At 67.5% G+C, this 17,872-nt stretch carries 16 protein-coding genes; 10 read left to right on the forward strand and 6 right to left on the reverse strand.

Annotated features, from left to right (window positions below; genetic code table 11):
* Positions 1-61: 61 nt before the first annotated feature.
* Positions 62-1,507, forward strand: a complete 1,446-nt coding sequence (pyk, locus tag ACP693_RS07070; protein ID WP_426017877.1) for a pyruvate kinase — start codon at positions 62-64, stop codon at positions 1,505-1,507.
* On the opposite strand, the gene ACP693_RS07075 is transcribed toward pyk, so the two are convergent.
* The 4 genes from ACP693_RS07075 to ACP693_RS07090 all read right to left on the reverse strand — a co-directional run bounded on the left by ACP693_RS07075 (position 1,504) and on the right by ACP693_RS07090 (position 4,768).
* Positions 1,504-2,541 (reverse strand): oxidoreductase, encoded by a 1,038-nt coding sequence (locus ACP693_RS07075; protein WP_426017875.1) that lies wholly within the window; start codon positions 2,539-2,541, stop codon positions 1,504-1,506. The two genes, pyk and ACP693_RS07075, sit on opposite strands and share 4 nt — an antisense overlap.
* A 1-nt stretch (position 2,542) precedes the next feature.
* A complete protein-coding gene (locus ACP693_RS07080; RefSeq protein WP_426017873.1) occupies positions 2,543-3,082 on the reverse strand; it encodes a PepSY domain-containing protein in 540 nt (179 codons plus the stop codon).
* A gap of 116 nt (positions 3,083-3,198) precedes the next feature.
* Entirely contained in the window at positions 3,199-4,635 is a 1,437-nt protein-coding gene (locus ACP693_RS07085; protein ID WP_426017872.1) for a helix-turn-helix domain-containing protein, read from the reverse strand.
* Positions 4,628-4,768, reverse strand: coding sequence for a hypothetical protein (locus ACP693_RS07090; RefSeq protein WP_426017870.1), 141 nt, complete (start codon positions 4,766-4,768; stop codon positions 4,628-4,630). The genes ACP693_RS07085 and ACP693_RS07090 overlap by 8 nt, the downstream gene beginning before the upstream one ends.
* Between ACP693_RS07090 and ACP693_RS07095 the strand changes: the two genes are divergently transcribed.
* From ACP693_RS07095 to tdh, 9 genes are all read left to right on the forward strand, one after another.
* A complete protein-coding gene (locus ACP693_RS07095; protein WP_154726650.1) occupies positions 4,767-6,302 on the forward strand; it encodes an acyl-CoA carboxylase subunit beta in 1,536 nt (511 codons plus the stop codon). The genes ACP693_RS07090 and ACP693_RS07095 overlap by 2 nt on opposite strands.
* 26 nt (positions 6,303-6,328) lie before the next feature.
* Positions 6,329-6,907, forward strand: a complete 579-nt coding sequence (locus tag ACP693_RS07100) for a hypothetical protein (RefSeq protein ID WP_426017867.1) — start codon at positions 6,329-6,331, stop codon at positions 6,905-6,907.
* Complete coding sequence (locus tag ACP693_RS07105; RefSeq protein ID WP_426017865.1) at positions 6,908-8,887, forward strand: acetyl-CoA carboxylase biotin carboxylase subunit; 1,980 nt, start codon at positions 6,908-6,910, stop codon at positions 8,885-8,887.
* Positions 8,888-9,056: 169 nt separating this feature from the next.
* Complete coding sequence (locus ACP693_RS07110; RefSeq protein ID WP_426017863.1) at positions 9,057-10,439, forward strand: methylmalonyl-CoA mutase family protein; 1,383 nt, start codon at positions 9,057-9,059, stop codon at positions 10,437-10,439.
* Positions 10,436-12,607, forward strand: coding sequence for a methylmalonyl-CoA mutase (gene scpA, locus ACP693_RS07115; protein WP_426017861.1), 2,172 nt, complete (start codon positions 10,436-10,438; stop codon positions 12,605-12,607). Before ACP693_RS07110 ends, scpA begins: the two co-directional genes overlap by 4 nt.
* Positions 12,604-13,026 carry a methylmalonyl-CoA epimerase gene (gene mce / locus ACP693_RS07120; protein ID WP_426017859.1) on the forward strand — a complete coding sequence of 141 codons (423 nt, stop codon included), beginning with the start codon at positions 12,604-12,606 and terminating at the stop codon, positions 13,024-13,026. The genes scpA and mce overlap by 4 nt, the downstream gene beginning before the upstream one ends.
* Positions 13,027-13,090: 64 nt before the next feature.
* Entirely contained in the window at positions 13,091-14,002 is a 912-nt protein-coding gene (locus ACP693_RS07125) for a DUF4232 domain-containing protein (RefSeq protein WP_426017857.1), read from the forward strand.
* Between the two features lie 41 nt (positions 14,003-14,043).
* Positions 14,044-15,234: a glycine C-acetyltransferase gene (locus ACP693_RS07130; protein WP_426017855.1), complete on the forward strand. Its 1,191-nt coding sequence runs from the start codon at positions 14,044-14,046 to the stop codon at positions 15,232-15,234.
* 162 nt (positions 15,235-15,396) lie between these two features.
* A complete protein-coding gene (tdh, locus tag ACP693_RS07135) occupies positions 15,397-16,449 on the forward strand; it encodes an L-threonine 3-dehydrogenase (protein WP_135193249.1) in 1,053 nt (350 codons plus the stop codon).
* A gap of 15 nt (positions 16,450-16,464) precedes the next feature.
* On the opposite strand, the gene ACP693_RS07140 is transcribed toward tdh, so the two are convergent.
* A complete protein-coding gene (locus ACP693_RS07140; protein ID WP_426017853.1) occupies positions 16,465-17,487 on the reverse strand; it encodes a DNA topoisomerase IB in 1,023 nt (340 codons plus the stop codon).
* A complete protein-coding gene (locus ACP693_RS07145) occupies positions 17,487-17,831 on the reverse strand; it encodes a hypothetical protein (protein WP_426017851.1) in 345 nt (114 codons plus the stop codon). The genes ACP693_RS07140 and ACP693_RS07145 overlap by 1 nt, the downstream gene beginning before the upstream one ends.
* Between the last annotated feature and the right edge of the window lie 41 nt (positions 17,832-17,872).

Raw genomic sequence — 17,872 nt, forward strand, 5'->3', positions numbered from 1 at the left:
AAGGGGCTAAAGCGCCCAAGCCGTCCAAACGGATGGCGATCAGAGCCAACAGGAAACGTCCATGAACAGAGCCCGCCGCGCCCGCATCGTCGCGACCCTGGGGCCCGCAAGCCGTGCGCCCGGCATGGTCAAGGCCCTGGCCCAGGCCGGGGTGGACGTGTTCCGCCTGAACTTCAGCCACGGGTCGCATGAGGATCACGCCGCCGCCCTGAAGGCCGTGCGCGGCGCCGAGGCGGCCTTGCAGCGCCCGTTGGGTGTGCTGGCCGATCTGCAGGGGCCCAAGCTGCGGCTGGGCCGGTTCAAGAACGTCGAGATTTCGGTCAAGCCGGGCCACACCATGCGCTTCGACCTGGACCCCACGCCGGGCGACGAGACGCGGGTGCAGATGCCGCACCCGGAAATCTTCAAGGCCCTGCGTACCGGCATGCTGCTGCTGCTGGATGACGGTCGGGTGCGGCTGCGGGTTGGCGAGCGCGCCGACGACTGGGCGGATGTGACAGTGGAGAGCGGCTCGAAACTCTCGGACCGCAAGGGCGTCGCCGTGCCCGAGGCCGTGATCCCGGTGTCGGCCCTGACGCCCAAGGACCGCGAGGACCTGGCCTTCGCCCTGCGAATGGGCGTGGACTGGGTGGCCCTGAGCTTTGTCCAGAAGCCCGAGGACATGGCCGAGCTGAAGCGGATCGTGAACGGTCAGGCCGCTTGCCTGGCCAAGATCGAGAAGCCGGCGGCCCTGGCCGATCTAGAGGCCATTCTCGATTATTGCGACGGGGTCATGGTGGCGCGCGGCGACCTGGGCGTCGAACTGGATCCAGAAGATGTGCCGGTGGCGCAAAAGCAGATCGTGCGCGCCGCCCGCAATCGCGGCGTGCCGGTGATCGTGGCCACCCAGATGCTGGAATCCATGACCAGCGCGCCAGCTCCCACGCGCGCCGAGGCGACCGATGTGGCCAACGCTGTGTACGAAGGCGCGGACGCCCTGATGCTGTCGGCCGAGACGGCCTCGGGCGACTATCCCCTGGAATCCGTCGGCATGATGAGCCGGATCATCGAGCGCGTCGAACGCGATCCGATGTGGCCCAGCCTGATGGGCGCCGAGCACGCCGGCATGGACGAACATGACGTGGACGCCCTGGTCGGAGCGGCGGGCATGGCGACCAGCGCGCCCTCGACCGGCTGTCTGGTGGTGTTCACGACCCTGGGCGGCACGGCGAGGCGGATGGCGCGGGAACGGCCGTTGAAGCCGATCCTGGTCTTGACGCCCAATCCCAATACGGCGCGTCGCCTGGCCCTGGTGTGGGGACTGGAACCGCGCCTGGGCGAACAGCCGGATTCGCTGGAGGCCGTCACCGACGATGCCGTCAACAGCGCGGTCAAATACGGCCTGGCCGAGCCGGGCCAGCGTATCCTGATCCTGGCCGGCACGCCGTTCGGGGCGCCGGGTGCGGCCAATCTGCTGCGGCTGGCCCATGCGCCGGCGGCGGCGTCGAAGGGCCGCAAAAAGAGCTAGAGGGCGATCTCGCGACGCTCGGCCGCGCTGCGTCGGCCGGCGTCGATGATCCGCATGACCGTCAGGGCTTGATCCGCCGTCACCGGCGGCGGGCCCTTGCCCAGGATCGCGTCGCGCATGGCGGCGTAGAAGGCGGGATAGTCGCCGCGTTCGGGCGTCGGGGTGGTGGCGACGATCTCGCCATCGATCTGTTTCGTCAGGACGCCGGGCGAGGGATCGAGACCCCAGTCGGTGTCGCCTGGACTCAGGCCCGCCTTGGACTGCCCCTCCTGGGCGTCGAGGCCGTGCTTGATGAAGCTGCCTCCCGTGCCGTGGACGACGTAGCGGAGGCTGGCCTCGGGGGCGAGGTGGCTCATGTTCAGGATGACCCGCAGCCGGTCGTACCGCAGCAGGACGTGGGCGTAGTCGATGGCGGTCGCGCCCTGACGCTGGGCCTGCAGGTCGGCATAGACGCCCAACGGCGGGCCGAACAGCTGCACCGCCTGGTCGATCAGGTGCGGGCCCAGGTCGGCCCAGACGCCGCCGTCGCGCTGGTCCTTCCAGCGGTCGGTGAAGATCGGGCGGAAGCGGTCGTAGTGGCTTTCGAACACGGCGATTTCGCCCAGCTCGCCCTCTGCGATCAGGCGGCGCAGGGTCAGGAAGTCGGCGTCCCAGCGGCGGTTCTGGAAGACGCTGAACACGCCGGGCGACGCGGCCGCGACGGCGGCGACCGCCTCGGCATCGGCGAGCGTCACCGCAAAGGGCTTGTCCACCACCACCGACTTGCCGGCCTTCAGCGCGGCGATCGACTGTTCGGCGTGCAGGGCGTCGGGGGTGGCGACGACGATCAGGCGGATGTCGTCGCGGGCGAGCGCCGCGTCCAGATTGGGTAGGACCTCGACATCGGGCAGGTCGGCGTGAACCGCGTCAGGGCGCGATGAGACCACAGCCGCCAAGCGCAGGCCCAGCGTGGCCTGGATCAACGGCGCGTGAAAGGTTTGGCCCGCCAGGCCGTAGCCGACGACGGCGACGCCGATGGGAGGATGTGAGGTCATGTCAGTGCGGCCAGCGTTCCGTGAGGACCTCCGCCTTACCATCTCTGACGCGGACTTCCATGGCGGGTTCGGCAGGCTGGCCGACGGCGAACAGTTCGTAGATCACGCTGCCGTCCATCTGACGGCTTTCGATGATGCGTTCGGGGGCGAAGGCGCCGGTCGCGGCGCGGGCGGTGGTCTGGACGGCCTGGGGCATGTGGGCGAAGGCGACGTCGCGCTGGATTTCCACCACCTCGAACCGGTCGCCGGTCTGCTGGATGTCCAGTTCGACCTCGGACCCGTCCGGCCGGACGCCCTCGACGTCATAATAGACGCGGCCCTCGCGTTCCTTTCGTTCGACCTCGGCGACGGTCATGCCCGGCACGGTCTGCTGGATCAGCGCCCCAAGCGCAGGCGGCAGATCGGCAGGCGACACGTCGGAGATCTGGGTTTCGGGGCCGGGCGGCAGGGCCGTCGGCGCGGCGTCGGCCTTGTCTTCCTGCGGGGGTGAACAGGCGCCCAGCACGGCGGCTGCGGCGATGGCGAAAAGGGCGTGCTTCATCGGTCGTTCCTCCCGCGCCTTGCGCGCTTGTGCGATCAGGAAGAGGAGGCTGGTAACCGGTGTCAAGTCCTGCGCGTCCGTGGCGACGGCTTGTCGCGGCGCGAGGCCTGACGGCTTTAGGGGCGGTCGAAGCGCGGGCCATCCAGCACATAGGGCACCACGCCGCGCTCGTTCTCGGGCACGTGCAGGGCGCGGTCCAGGGGCGGGAAGGCGCGCTGGGTGCAGTCGGTGCGCTCGCAGATGCGACAGCTGACGCCGATCCGGGCGGCGGGGCCGTTCAGGTCCAGGCCGGCGGCGTAGACCAGGGATCCGGCGTGCTCGACCTCGCACCCGAGCGACAGGGCGTAGCGGCGGTCGTTGGCCAGGTAGGAGCCGCTGGGCTTGGACACGCTGCGGGCGATGGAGATGTAGCGCGAGCCGTCGGGCATCTCGGCCAACTGCACACCGATTCGGTCGGGCGTGGCGAAGGCTTCGTGGACGTTCCACAGAGGGCAGGCGCCGCCGAAGCGGGCGAACTGGAAGCGGGTCGCGCTGTGCCGTTTGGTGATGTTTCCGGCCATGTCCACGCGGGCGAAATAGAAGGGCACGCCGCGCCAGCCGGGCCGTTGCAGGGTCGACAGTCGGTGGCAGACCTGTTCGAAACTGACCTGGAAGCGGGTGCGCAGGCGGTCGATGTCGTGCTTTTCCGCCCGCGCCGCCTCCAGGAAGGCGCGGTAGGGCAGCAGAAGCGCGCCGGCGGCGTAGTTGGCCAGGCCGACACGGGCCACGTCGCGCGCGGCCTGGGTGCGGAAGGCGGCCTGGTCCAGCTCGGCCTCGATGAGGTCGCGGAAGGACAGCAGGGCCAGCTGGTGGGCCAGCTGGAAGGACCGGGTCGCCCCCGGCTGCCAGGCGTCCAGGCTCAGGATCCGGCTGGCGGGGTCGTAGCGGCGCAGGGCCTCCTGGCCCGCCACATAGACGGTGCGGACGCCGTGCCGGTCGGCCAGCAGGGTCTCCAGCGCCCGTTCGATCGGGCCGTCTTGGGGGACCGCCGCGGCCAGGGCCTCGGCCGCCGTGTCCAGGCTGTCGACGTAGTTGTCGCGGTAGTGGAAGAAGTCGCGGACCTCCTCATAGGGCAGCAGGGCGACGCGGGCGCCCAGTTCGTCCCGGCCCAGGGTGTCGTCCAGCGCCTTCACCCGCTCGTCCAGTTGGCGGAAGGCCTGGTGCAGGGCCAGGAACTGGTGGGCCAGGCGTGGGGTGTTGGCGACGGCCTGTTTCAGCTCGGCCGCCGTCGGGGGCTCGGCCCCGCCGCTGACCGGGCCGGCGATGTCGGTGGTGGCCTCGCGCAGGTCGGCGATCAGGCGGGCGTCGCCCTCCAGATCGAACAGGCTGGCGTCGATATGGAAGGCGCGGGTCAGGGCGATCAGGACCCGGGCGGTGGCCGGGCGCTGATTGGTCTCGATCTGCGACAGATAGGAGGGCGACAGGCCCAGACGTTCGGCGCAGGCCTCCAGCGTCCAGCCGCGCGCCTCGCGCAGCTTGCGCAGCTTGGCGCCCAGGAAAAGCTTCTCAGCCATTCGCAAGTTTGCAGTTCATCGTCGCCGCCTTTGCAAGTCCGCGCAGTTCCGCACCTTTTGCAAAGTTGCGTTTGCCATTTTGCGATGAAGGCGCCACGCCTTGCCGTTCGAACACAAGGCCGAAACCGATCATGACTCAAGCCATCCTTGAAGAACTGGAGCGCCGTCGCGCCGCCGCCAAACTGGGCGGCGGGGAAAAGCGTATCGCCGCCCAGCACGCCAAGGGCAAGCTGACGGCGCGCGAACGCATCGACGTTCTGCTGGACGAGGGCTCCTTCGAGGAGACGGACATGTTCGTCGAGCACCGCAGCCACGACTTTGGCATGCAGGACCAGCGCATCCCCGGCGACGGCGTGGTGACGGGGCGCGGGACCATCGGCGGGCGGCTGGTCTATGTCTTCTCCAAGGATTTCACGGTGTTCGGCGGGAGCCTGTCGGGCGCCCATGCGGCCAAGATCGTCAAGCTGCAGAAGATGGCCCTGACCACCGGCGCGCCGATCATCGGCCTGTTCGACGCCGGCGGGGCGCGGATCCAGGAGGGGGTCGAGAGCCTGGCCGGTTATGCCGACATCTTCCTGCAGAACACCCTGGCCAGCGGCGTCATTCCCCAGATCAGCGTGATCATGGGGCCATGCGCGGGGGGCGACGTCTATTCGCCGGCCATCACCGACTTCATCTTCATGGTGAAGGACACGAGCTACATGTACGTGACCGGCCCCGACGTGGTGAAGACCGTCACCAACGAGGTCGTCAGCCACGAGGACCTGGGCGGGGCGCGGGTCCACGCCGGCAAGTCGGGCGTGGCGGACGGCGCGTTCGAGAATGATCTGGAGGCCCTGTCGGAGGTGCGCCGGCTGATCGGCTTCCTGCCCCTGTCGAACCGCGAAAAGCCGCCGGTGCGCGAAAGCTATGACGAGCCCGAACGGGACGAGCCGAGCCTGGACACCCTGATCCCGGCCAATCCGAACCAGCCCTATGACATGAAGGAGCTGATCCTGAAGGTTGTCGACGAGGCCGACTTCTTCGAGATCGGGGCCGACTTCGCCAAGAACATCATCTGCGGCTTCGGCCGGCTGGACGGCCAGACGGTCGGGATCGTCGCCAACCAGCCCCAGGTGCTGGCGGGGGTGCTGGACATCGATTCAAGCCGCAAGGCCGCGCGGTTCGTGCGCTTCTGCGACGCCTTCGACATTGCGCTGGTGACCCTGGTGGACGTGCCGGGCTTCATGCCGGGGACCAAGCAGGAGTATGGCGCCCTGATCAAACACGGGGCCAAGCTGCTGTTCGCATACGCCGAGGCGACGGTGCCCAAACTGACGCTCATTACCCGCAAGGCCTATGGCGGCGCCTATGATGTGATGAGTTCGAAACACCTGCGCGGCGACGTCAACTACGCCTGGCCCACCGCCGAGATCGCGGTCATGGGCGCCAAGGGGGCGGTCGAAATCATCTTCCGCAAGGAGGCCGGCGATCCGGCGGCCCTGGCGGCGCGCGAGGCGGAGTACAAGGACCGGTTCGCCAATCCGTTCGTGGCGGCGGGCCTGGGCTATATCGACGACGTCATCATGCCGCACGGGACGCGGCGGCGGCTGGTGAAGGCGCTGCGGACGCTGAAGAACAAGGTCCAGGAGAACCCCTGGAAGAAGCACGATAATATTCCGCTATGACACGCGTGGGTCGAAGCGAGCTTTTTTTGATCTATGCGCTCACTGAAGCGGCAAAAGCTTTGGGGCACTTTAATCGTGCAGGCGAGTTAGCAGGCCGGGTCGAAGTTGTCGCAGAAGGCGTTGAAAGGTTAGAGAATCAAACTGTTCTTGATGCTCTTAAACTGGGCCTTCAGAGCGCAGCGGGTGTTTCACGCGTATTCTGGCCTTCGGCTCGATCCAAAGAGGCAAAGGTTGTCGCAAATTCCCGCGCTGAAGAACTAAGGGAGCTTACCGGTTTTGAGGCGGATACGGCTTCCCATACGCTGGGGCAGCGTGCGTGGCGCGATCACGTCGAACATCTCGACGAACGCATCGACGCTCGCATTCAAGAAGACGGAACGCCCTTCATAGCGGTCGAACTTGTCCAACATGACGAGGGTATGGCCGAATACATGTCTGCTGTGCCGCTTGGATACGACGCTGCCACCAACACCCTTCTCTTTTTTGGTGAACCACAAGCAGTTTCTGAACTGCAGGATGCCTTGGTCGATATTCGTGATCGATGCTCCAAGGGTCTGTCAAAAATCCGAGATATGCACGCCACCGCCGACGTAAAGGGCGCCTGAATGTTCTCCAAAATCCTCATCGCCAACCGGGGCGAGATCGCGGTTCGGATCATCAAGACCTGCCGCCGCATGGGCATCAAGACCGTGCAGGTCTATTCGGAGGCCGACGCCGGGTCGCTGGCGGTCGAGATGGCCGATGAGGCGGTGCTGATCGGGCCGGCGCCGGCGGCGCAGTCGTATCTGCTGGCGGACAAGATCGTCGAGGCGGTGCGCCAGACGGGGGCGCAGGCCGTGCATCCGGGCTTTGGGTTCCTGAGCGAGAACGCCGGGTTCGCGCGGAGGCTGAGGGACGAGGGGATCGCCTTCATCGGGCCGAACCCCGAGGCCATCGAGGCCATGGGCGACAAGATCAGCTCCAAGAAGCTGGCGGCCGAGGCGGGGGTCTCGACCGTGCCGGGCCATATGGGGCTGATCGAGACGCCGGAGGAGGCGGTCAAGATCGCTAACGAGATCGGCTATCCGATCATGATCAAGGCGAGCGCCGGCGGCGGCGGCAAGGGCATCCGCGTGGCCCATTCGGACGCTGACATGGCCGAGGGGTTTGCGGCGGTGAAGGCCGAGGCGCTGAACGCCTTCGGCGACGACCGGGTCTTCCTGGAAAAGTTCATCATCGATCCGCGCCACATCGAGATCCAGGTTCTGGGCGACAAGCACGGCCATGTGGTCCACCTGTTCGAGCGCGAATGCTCGATCCAGCGCCGCAACCAGAAGGTCATCGAGGAGGCGCCGTCGCCCCTGCTGGACGAGGCCACCCGCGCCGCCATGGGGGCCCAGGCCGTCGCCCTGGCCCAGGCCGTCAACTATGACAGCGCCGGCACGGTCGAGTTCGTGGCCGGTCAGGACAAGAGCTTCTACTTCCTGGAGATGAACACCCGGTTGCAGGTCGAGCATCCGGTGACGGAGCTGATCACCGGCGTCGATCTGGTCGAACAGATGATCCGTTCGGCCTGGGGCGAGGCGCTGGCGTTCGAACAGAAGGACCTGTCGATCAACGGCTGGGCCATCGAGAGCCGCATCTACGCCGAGGATCCGTATCGCGGCTTCCTGCCGTCCATCGGGCGGCTGGTTCGCTATGAGCAGCCGGAAGAGGGCGATCAGGGGGATTATACGGTCAGGAACGATTCCGGCGTCCGCGAGGGCGACGAGATCAGCATGTTTTACGACCCCATGATCGCCAAACTGTGCGCTTGGGGCGAAACGCGCGAGGCCGCGGTGACGGGCATGGCCCGGGCGCTTGAGGACACCCACCTGTCGGGCCTGGGGCATAATGTGCCCTTCCTGGCGGCGGTGATGGACCAGGACCGGTTCAAGTCGGGCGAACTGTCGACCAGCTATATCAAGGACGAATTCCCGGACGGCTTTAACGGCCTGCGCCCGACGGTCGAGCAGGAGCGGATCCTGATCGCCGCCGCCCTGGCCATGCACGAGGTCATCGCCGAACAAGACGGCGACCCGTCGGACCGCACCGACTGGATCGTGATGATCGACAAGACGCCGCACGGCGTCGGCCTGTCCTATGACGAGGACGAGGAGATGATCCTGACCCTGACGGGCGGGGGCGACATCCGCCTGTCGGACATCGACTGGCGGCCCGGCCTGGCCCAGTTCAAGGCCGAGCTGGACGGCGAGCCCTTCACCGCCGAGGTCAAACGCGTCGCGGACGGCTTCGACATCCGCCACCGCGCGGTCCGGGCGCGGGTGCGGGTGCTGCGGCCGCATGTCGCCGAACTGTATGCGCGCCTGCCGGAGAAGGCGGTGGCGGATACGTCGAAACTGGTGCTGTCGCCGATGCCGGGGCTGGTGGTGTCCATCCCCGTCGTGGTGGGCCAGGAGGTCAAGACCGGCGAGACGGTGGCGATCATCGAGGCCATGAAGATGCAGAACATCCTGAAGGCGGAGCGGGACGGGGTGGTGAAGGCGGTGGGGGCCAAGGACGGGGATCCGGTGGCGGCGGATGACGTGCTGGTGGAGTTCGGGTGATGTTTTCGTCGCCCCCTCTCGTTTTCGCTCCCCCCTCCGTCATCCTCGGGCTTGACCCGAGGATCGGATGGTCCGCCACACAGGCGAAGCCGTCGAACGCAGGTCTCGCCCTACGCCCGGTCCTCGGGTCAAGCCCGAGGATGACGGGAGTGGGGGCGGGGGGCGCCGCATGAGCTTCCCCATCCCCACGCCCCTCGAATGGCGTGACGCCGCCCAGAAGGCGCTGAAGGACCGGCCGATCGAGTCGTTGATGTCGCTCGACGCGGACCAGCTGGTGACGCGGCCCCTGTACGCCGGGGCGACCGGCGTTCAACCCATCTTCGCCCCGCGTCCGTCCGACTCCGAAGGCCGGGCCTGGGATCTGCGGACCCTGGTCGAGGGGGACGACGCCGAGGCGGTCAATGAGGCTGTCCTGACCGATCTGGAGAACGGCGCTGCGTCGGTGGTGCTGAGGGGCGGGGTGCTGGAGGACTCTGGGCCTCTGGGGCGGGCGCTGGAAGGGGTGGCGCTGGAGCTGGCGCCGGTCGCGCTGGACGCCGGGATCGACGGGCCGGATGCGGCCAACGCCCTGGCGGTCGTGGCCAAGGGCTCGCCGCGCGCCCAGCTGCGGTTTCATATGGACCCGGTCTCGGCCTTCGCCGAGGCGGGCGGGGCGCCGCGTTCGGTGGAAGAGCATCTGAGCCTGGCGGCCAATACGGCGGCGCGTCATGCGGGCGCCTATCCGGACGCGAGCTTCTTCATGGCCAGCGGGCGCGTGGCGCACGAGGCCGGCGGATCGGCGGCGCAGGAGCTGGCCTTTGCGGCCGCCAGCGTGGTGGCCCATGCGAAGGCGGCCGTGGACGCGGGGATGTCGGTCGAGGCGGCCTTGCGCGGGACGGTCGTCGGCCTGTCGGTCGATGCGGAATATTTCGACGCCCTGGCCAAGGTGCGGGCCATGCGGCTGATCTGGGCCGGGCTGACGAGGGCCTTTGGGGTGGAGACGCCTGCGGTGATCGAGGCGCGGTCGTCGCGGCGGATGTTGGCGGCGCGCGATCCCTGGCCCAATCTGCTGCGGCTGACGGCGGCGGGGTTTGCGGGCGCCGTGGGGGGCGCGGACGTGGTGGTGCTGGACGGCTTCACCCACGCGACAGGTCGGTCCGACGCCTTCGCCAGGCGGCAGGCGAGGAACACCCAGCTGGTGCTGATGGAGGAGGCCAATCTGGGCCGGGTCGACGATCCGGCGGCGGGGAGCTGGTATCTGGACGCCCGCACGCGGGATCTGGCCGAGGCCGGCTGGGCCGAGTTCCAGATGATCGAGGCCGAGGGTGGTCTGGTCGAGGCCCTGAAGGGGTCGGTGATCCAGCCCCGCATCGCCCGCGCCCGCGCCCTGCGTGAGGCGGCTCTGACAAACGGCGCGGCCCAGATCATCGGCGTGACGAAATATGTGGACGCGGACGTGCGGCCGGCCCCCGTCGAGGCGGGCGGTGAGGCGGGGGCGTCGCCGGTCGACCGGGTGTGCGAACCCCTGACGCCGATCCGCTTCGCCGCGGCCTTCGAGGAGGCGGCTCAATGAGCGCTTTTGGGAGCTTCCCTGACTTCAGCAAGATCGCCTTGACCCTCGACCCGACCGGACAGGGGCCGACGCGGGATCCGTGGCTGACGCCCGAGGGGCTGACGGTCGAGACCGCCTATGGTCCCGACAGCACGGACGCGCTGGATCACCCGCACGGCCTGCCGGGGTTCGCGCCCTTCGTGCGCGGGCCCTATCCGACCATGTATGCGGGCAATCCCTGGACGATCCGCCAGTACGCCGGTTTCTCGACCGCCGAGGAATCGAACGCCTTCTATCGCCGGAATCTGGCGGCGGGTCAGAAGGGCCTGTCCATCGCCTTCGATCTGGCGACGCACCGGGGCTATGACAGCGACCACCCGCGGGTGAAGGGCGACGTCGGCATGGCGGGCGTGGCGATCGACAGCATCTATGACATGCGCACCCTGTTCGACGGAATCCCGCTGGACCAGATGTCGGTGTCGATGACGATGAACGGGGCGGTGCTGCCGATCCTGGCCCTGTATGTCGTGGCGGCGGAAGAACAGGGGGTGCCCCACGCGGCCCTGACCGGGACCATTCAGAACGATATTCTGAAGGAGTTCATGGTTCGGAACACCTACATCTATCCGCCCGAGCCCTCGATGCGGATCATCGCCGACATCTTCGCCTGGACGGCGCAGGAGACGCCGAAGTTCAACTCGATCTCGATCAGCGGCTATCACATGCAGGAGGCGGGGGCCTCGGCGGATATCGAGCTGGCCTACACCTTGGCGGACGGGATCGAATATCTGCGCGCGGGCGTCGCGGCGGGGATGCCGATCGACCGGTTCGCGCCGCGGCTGAGCTTCTTCTGGGCCATCGGCATGAACTATTTCATGGAGATGGCCAAGATGCGGGCGGGCCGCCTGCTGTGGGCCGAGGCGGTGCGGAAAGAGGGCGGGGTCGATCCGAAATCGCTGAGCCTGCGCGCTCACTGCCAGACCTCGGGCTGGAGCCTGGCGGCGCAGGACGTGTTCAACAATGTGCCCCGCACCATGGTCGAGGCCATGGCGGCGGCGGGCGGCCAGACGCAGAGCCTGCACACCAATGCGCTGGACGAGGCCCTGGCCCTGCCTACCGACTTCTCGGCCCGGATCGCGCGGAATACGCAGATCCTGTTGCAGTCGGAGACGGGGCTGACCCGCGTCATCGACCCCTGGGGCGGCAGTTTCTATGTCGAGCGGCTGACCCACGAACTGGCCGAACGGGCCCGCGCCCATATGGCCGAGGTCGAGGCCCTGGGCGGCATGGCCAAGGCCATCGAGGCCGGGATTCCCAAGCTGAGGATCGAGGAATCCGCCGCCAAGACCCAGGCCCGGATCGACACCGGCCAGCAGACGGTGGTCGGGGTGAACAAATATCTGAACCCCGTCGTCGACGATATTCCGATGCTGAAGGTCGATAATGCGGCGGTGCTGGCGGCCCAGATCGACAAGCTGAAACGGCTGCGGGCCGAGCGAGATCAGGCGGCGACCGATGCGGCGCTGGAGGCGCTGACGAACGGCGCGCGCGGGAGCGCCAATCTGTTGGAGCTGGCGGTGCAGGCCGCGCGGGCCAAGGCGACGGTGGGGGAGATTTCGGACGCGCTGGAGGCCGCCTTCGGGCGGCATGTGGCGACGGTTCAGACCGTATCGGGCGTCTATGCCAAGGAGGCGGGCGCCGATCCCCGCTTCGCCCGCGCCCGCGAGATGGTGGCGACCTTCGTCGAGAACGACGGCGGGCCGCCGCGCATCCTGATCGCCAAACTTGGGCAGGACGGGCACGACCGGGGCCAGAAGGTGGTGGCCACCGGATACGGCGACCTGGGCTTCGACGTCACCGCCGGCGCCCTGTTCCAGACTCCGGCCGAGGCGGCCAAGGATGCGGTGGACAAGGGGGTCCATGCGGTGGGCGCTTCGTCTTTGGCTGCGGGGCATCTGACGCTGGTGCCGGAACTGAAAGCCGAGCTGGAGAAGCTGGGCCGGCCCGACATCATGATCGTGGTCGGGGGCGTGATCCCGCCGTCGGACGTCCAGCCCCTGCTCGATATGGGCGCGGCCGCCGTCTATCTGCCCGGCTCGGCCATCGCCGACACGGCGGTGGACCTGATCGAAAAGCTGAACCAGCGGCTGGGCTACGCTCAGCCTGCGCCTGCAAAGGACAAGTCATGATCGGCACCCTGAACCATGTGGGGGTCGCCACGCCCTCCATCGCGGACTCGATCAAACTGTATCGGGACATTCTGGGCGCGACGAAGATCGGCGAGCCGTTCGACCTGCCCGCGCAAGGGGTGAAGGTCTGTTTCATCGACACGCCCACGGCCCAGATCGAGCTGATCGAACCCTATGACGAGACCAGCCCCATCGTCGGTTTCCTGGCCAAGAACCCCAAGGGCGGCCAGCATCACGTCTGTTTCGAGGTCGCCGACATCCACGCCGCCATCGCCGAGATGCGGGCCAAGGGGGTGACCATCCTGGGCACGGGCGAACCGCGCATCGGGGCGCATGGGACGCCGGTCGTCTTCCTGCATCCGCGCGACATGGGCGGGGTGCTGATCGAGCTGATGGAGACGCCGAAAGGCGACCACTGAGGGCGGCCGGCGGAGCCTTTCGCCAGCTTGACCGTTGGGTTGATCGAACGGGAAAGACTTGACCATGATGCGCCGCCTGACCGCTTTCGTCGCCATCGCCGCCCTGACCGGCGTCTCCGCCTGTCAGCAGCCGCAGCCGGAGCAACCGACCGCCCCGGTCGAACCGCAGGCGGCGCCGGCGTCCAATGCGCCGTCGGTCGGTTACGCCTGCGAAAGCGGCGCGACGCTTCAGGTCCAGTATGTCGACAGCGACACCGCGCAACTGGCCTACAAGCAGCAGACCTACGCCCTGCGCTCGGTCCAGGCCGCCAGCGGCGCCCGATATCTTGGCACCGGCGTGGAATGGTGGACCGCGACCCGCGACGGTCAGGAAAGCGGCACGCTCAGCCGCCTCGGTCCGGACGGCACGACCGGCGTGGCGGTGCTGGAGCGCTGCTCGCGTCCGATCCCCGGCGCTGAGGCGACGCCCGGACCGCTCCCCACCCCCGGTCAGACCCCGACGCCTGCGCCGGGCGGAGTTCTGCCCGCCTCAATGCCCTGCAAGGGGCCGCAACTGAAGCTGGCGGCGGAGGGCGGCGACGCAGGCGCGGGCAATCGGGTTCGCAACTTCAGTCTTCAGAACGTCGGGACACAGGCCTGCAGCCTGACCGGCTATCCGGGCGTGACCTTGCTGGATGCGCGCAGCCGCCCCGTGACCTCGATCCGCGCCGACCAGAGCCCCGGCAGCTATTTCCGTCAAGGCCAAGCGCCGACGCCGGTCGAAGTCGCGCCTCAGGCCAAGGCCTATTTCGAAACGGCCTGGAATGTGGTCCCGGACGAGACGATGCAGAAGTCTTGCCCCAGCGTGGCGACCCTTCGTGTGACCGCGCCGGGCGATACCGCCGCGATCAGCCTGCCGTTCGAGTTCCAGCCTTGCGGCGGCAAGATCCGCGTCAGCCCGATCCGGACCGAAGCGGACCCCGAACCTGCGACCTGATGCGGGTGGAAACGGATCGGAAATCGGCGTAGGTCGCGGCCATGACTCAGACATTCTATGACCGCGTCGCCGGCGAACTGACCGAGATCGACGCCCAGGGCCTGACCAAGCCCGAACGCATCATCGCCTCACGCCAGGGACCGCTGATCCAGGTCGCGGGCCGCGACGTGATGAACTTCTGCGCCAACAACTATCTGGGCCTGGCGGGCGACGAGCGCGTCACCCAGGCCGGGATGGCGGCGCAAGAGAAGTGGGGTGCCGGCACTGCGTCCGTGCGCTTCATCTGCGGCACGCTGGAGATCCACAAGGAACTGGAAGCGGCCATCGCCGCCTATCTCGGCTTCGAGGACGCTATCCTGTTCGCCGCCGCCTTCGACGCCAACGGCGGCCTGTTTGAACCCCTGCTGGGCGAGAACGACGCCATCGTGTCGGACAGCCTGAACCACGCCTCGATCATCGACGGGGTGCGGCTGTGCAAGGCCAAACGCTATCGCTTCGCCAACTCCGACATGGACGAGCTGGAGATGCGGCTGAAGGAGGCCCGCGCGGCCGGCGCCCGCGACATCATCATCGCCACCGACGGCGCCTTCTCGATGGACGGCTATATCGCCAAGCTGGATGAGATCCGGGCGCTGGCCGACAAATACGACGCCCTGATCATGGTCGACGACTGCCACGCCACCGGCTTCTTGGGTCCGCAAGGCAAGGGCTCCTTCGCCCACCACGGGGTCGAGGTGGACTTCGTCACCGGCACCTTCGGCAAGGCCTTGGGCGGCGCCATGGGCGGCTTCATCTGCGCCAGGAAGTCGGTGGTCGAACTGCTGAAACAGCGGGCGCGGCCCTATCTGTTCTCCAACGCCCTGGCGCCGGCGGTGTGCGGCTCCAGCCTTGAGGCCATCCGCATCGCCCAAGGGTCCGAAGGCGACGCGCTGCGCACCCGCCTGTCGGCCAACGCCCACCGCTATCGCAACGCTATGGCCGATGCGGGCTTCACCCTGCTGGACGGCGAACATCCGATCATTCCGGTCATGCTGGGCGACGCCAAGCTGGCGCAGGATTTCGCCGCGAGGGCGCTAAAGCTGGGCGTTTATGTGATCGGGTTTAGTTTCCCGGTCGTGCCGCGCGGTCAGGCCCGTATCCGCACCCAGATGTCGGCGGCGCATTCGTTCGAGCAGATCGACCGGACGGTGGCGGCGTTCACGCAGGCGGGCCGGGAGTTGGGCGTCATCTAGCCCCTTTCTTCCGTCACCCTCGGGCCTTGTCCCGAGGGCCCATCGTTCAGTCACGCGATGGCTCGGCTCAGTGACACAAGAACAGTCGGCGAGGAGGCGTGGGGCCTCAGCCGTAGGCCCTCGGGACAAGCCCGACGGTGACGATTTCAGGGAATTGAGACTATGACCGACACGATGAAAGCCCTGGCCAAGACCGCACCCGGCATCGGCCTGGAACTGATCGACGCCCCGATCCCCGAGGCGGGACCGGAGGATGTACTGATCCGGGTGCATCGCACCGCTGTCTGCGGGACCGACATCCACATCTGGAACTGGGACGAGTGGTCCCAGAAGAACGTCCCGACCCCGATGATCACCGGCCACGAGTTCGCCGGCGAGATCGTCGCCATCGGCAAGGACGTGGATCGCCCGCTGAAGATCGGCCAGCGCGTCTCGGCCGAGGGCCATGTCATCGACCTGAACTCCGAAGCGGCGCGCGCCGGTCATTTCCACCTGGACCCCAAGACGCGCGGCATCGGCGTCAACCGCCAGGGCGCTTTCGCCGAGTTTGTGGTGGCCCCGGCCTTCAACGTGATCGAACTACCCGACGACGTCCCCTATGAGATCGGCTCGATCCTGGACCCGTTCGGCAATGCGGTGCACACGGCGCAGCAGTTCGACCTGCTGGGCGAAGACGTCCTCGTCACCGGCGCCGGCCCCATCGGCATGATGGCCGCCGCCGTGGCCCGCCACGCGGGCGCACGCACCGTCGTCCTGACCGACATCAACGACTTCCGGCTGGAGCTGGCGCAGAAGGTGGCGCCGGGCGTCCGCACCGTGAACACGACCAAGGAAGACATCCACGACGTCATGAAGGAGCTGGGCCTGAAGGTCGGCTTCGACGTGGCGCTGGAGATGTCGGGCTCGCCGATCGCCTTCAAACAGTGCGTCGACACCCTGATCATGGGCGGCGGCATGGCCATGCTGGGCATTCCCTCAAAGCCGATGGAGACCGACTGGGGCGCCATCATCCTGAAGGCCCTGACGATCAAGGGCGTCTATGGCCGCGAGATGTTCACCACCTGGCGCAAGATGCTGGGCCTGCTGAAAGCCGGTCTGGACCTCAGCCCGCTGATCACCCACCGCCTGGGCTATGCCGACTACCGCGAAGGCTTCGAGGCCATGAAGTCGGGGCAGTCGGGCAAGGTGGTGCTGGATTGGGACAAGGCGGCCTGAGAACGAAGGCGTTGATCACACGGCCAGCAATTGTTTGATCAACGCCTTTTCGAAACCCTTGGTGTCCGAGCCGGGCAAGGCTTTGGCGATTTCGCCGCTTTCGAACAGGGCGAAGACCTTGGGGTGGACATAGGAGGCGCGGCAGACGGTTGGGGTGTTGCCCAGCAGGCCGGCGACCGCTTTGACGCAGACGGTGATCTTTCGCTTGGCGTCTGTGGGCGAGGTCGGGGCTTCGGTGTCTCGCAAGGCGCGCGCCGCGGAGACAGTGCCGGCCCAGGTGCGGAAGTCCTTGGCCGAGAACTGCTCGCCCATCGCCTCGCGGATGTAGGCGTTCACGTCGTCGGAATCGACAGGGCACAGTTCGCCGTCCGCCGTGCGGTATTTGAACAGTTGCTGGCCGGGCAATCCCTCCAGCTCGCGCACGACGCGGGCCAGACGACGGTCCTTGACGCTGACGCTGTGGTCCTTGCCGCTCTTGCCGCGAAACTCGAACGTCAGGGCCGAACCGTCCACGTCCAGATGGCGCTTGTGCAGGGTGGTCAGGCCATAGCTGCGGTTCTGCTTGGCGTAGATGGAGTTGCCGACGCGGATCAGGGTGATCTCCAACAGGCGCACGGCGGTGGCCAGCACCTTGTCGCGACAGACGCCGCGTAGGCTCAGATCGTGCTCGACCTTGTCGCGCAGTTTCGGCAGGGCGCGGGAGAAGGCGGGCAGTTTGTCGAACTTGTTTTCGGACCGGGCCGTGCTCCAGTCGTTGTGATAGCGGTACTGTTTGCGGCCCTTCACATCGCGGCCGGTGGCCTGGATATGGCCGTGCGCCTTGGGGCAAATCCAGACGTCGGTCCAGGCGGGCGGAATGGCCAGGGCGCGGATGCGGGCCACGACCTTGGCGTCGGTGATCGTCTTGCCCTTGGCGTCTTTGTAGGACCAACCCTTGCCGGCGCGGCGGCGGGTCAGGCCCGCGAACTCGTCGCTGCAATAGCTGAGGCCCTTTGGGACTTCGGCGGCGATGTCGAAAGCGTGCGATCCGTCGGCCATCACCCGTTCGCCTTTTCGAGGCGGTCATGCAGCCGTTTGATCCAGCGCTCGGCCGGGTCTCCGCCCCACAGCAGCCACGCAATGTAGCCCGCCGAAGGCTCCTTGCGGCTACCCCATCTCTCAGCCTGCTTGTCCACCGTGTGGCGGGCGAAATAGCTATAGATGTCCTTGATATCCTTGTCCGACACCGGCTCCTGATCCGCCAGCTGATGGGCGCGACGAACGCCAACCTCCGTCCCGCCCCGGCCATGCTTTTCACGCAGATCAAGGCCGCGCCTGGCCTGGGTCGCGACGCCCTTGGGCGGCATACGTTGGGCGTCGGTGAGGGTGGGTTTGGCGGCCATCGCATCTTTCCGTACAAGGACTTAGGCCGAACGCCGCGTCT

It is taken from the genome of Brevundimonas sp. TWP1-3, assembly GCF_049896085.1.
Taxonomy (GTDB): domain Bacteria; phylum Pseudomonadota; class Alphaproteobacteria; order Caulobacterales; family Caulobacteraceae; genus Brevundimonas.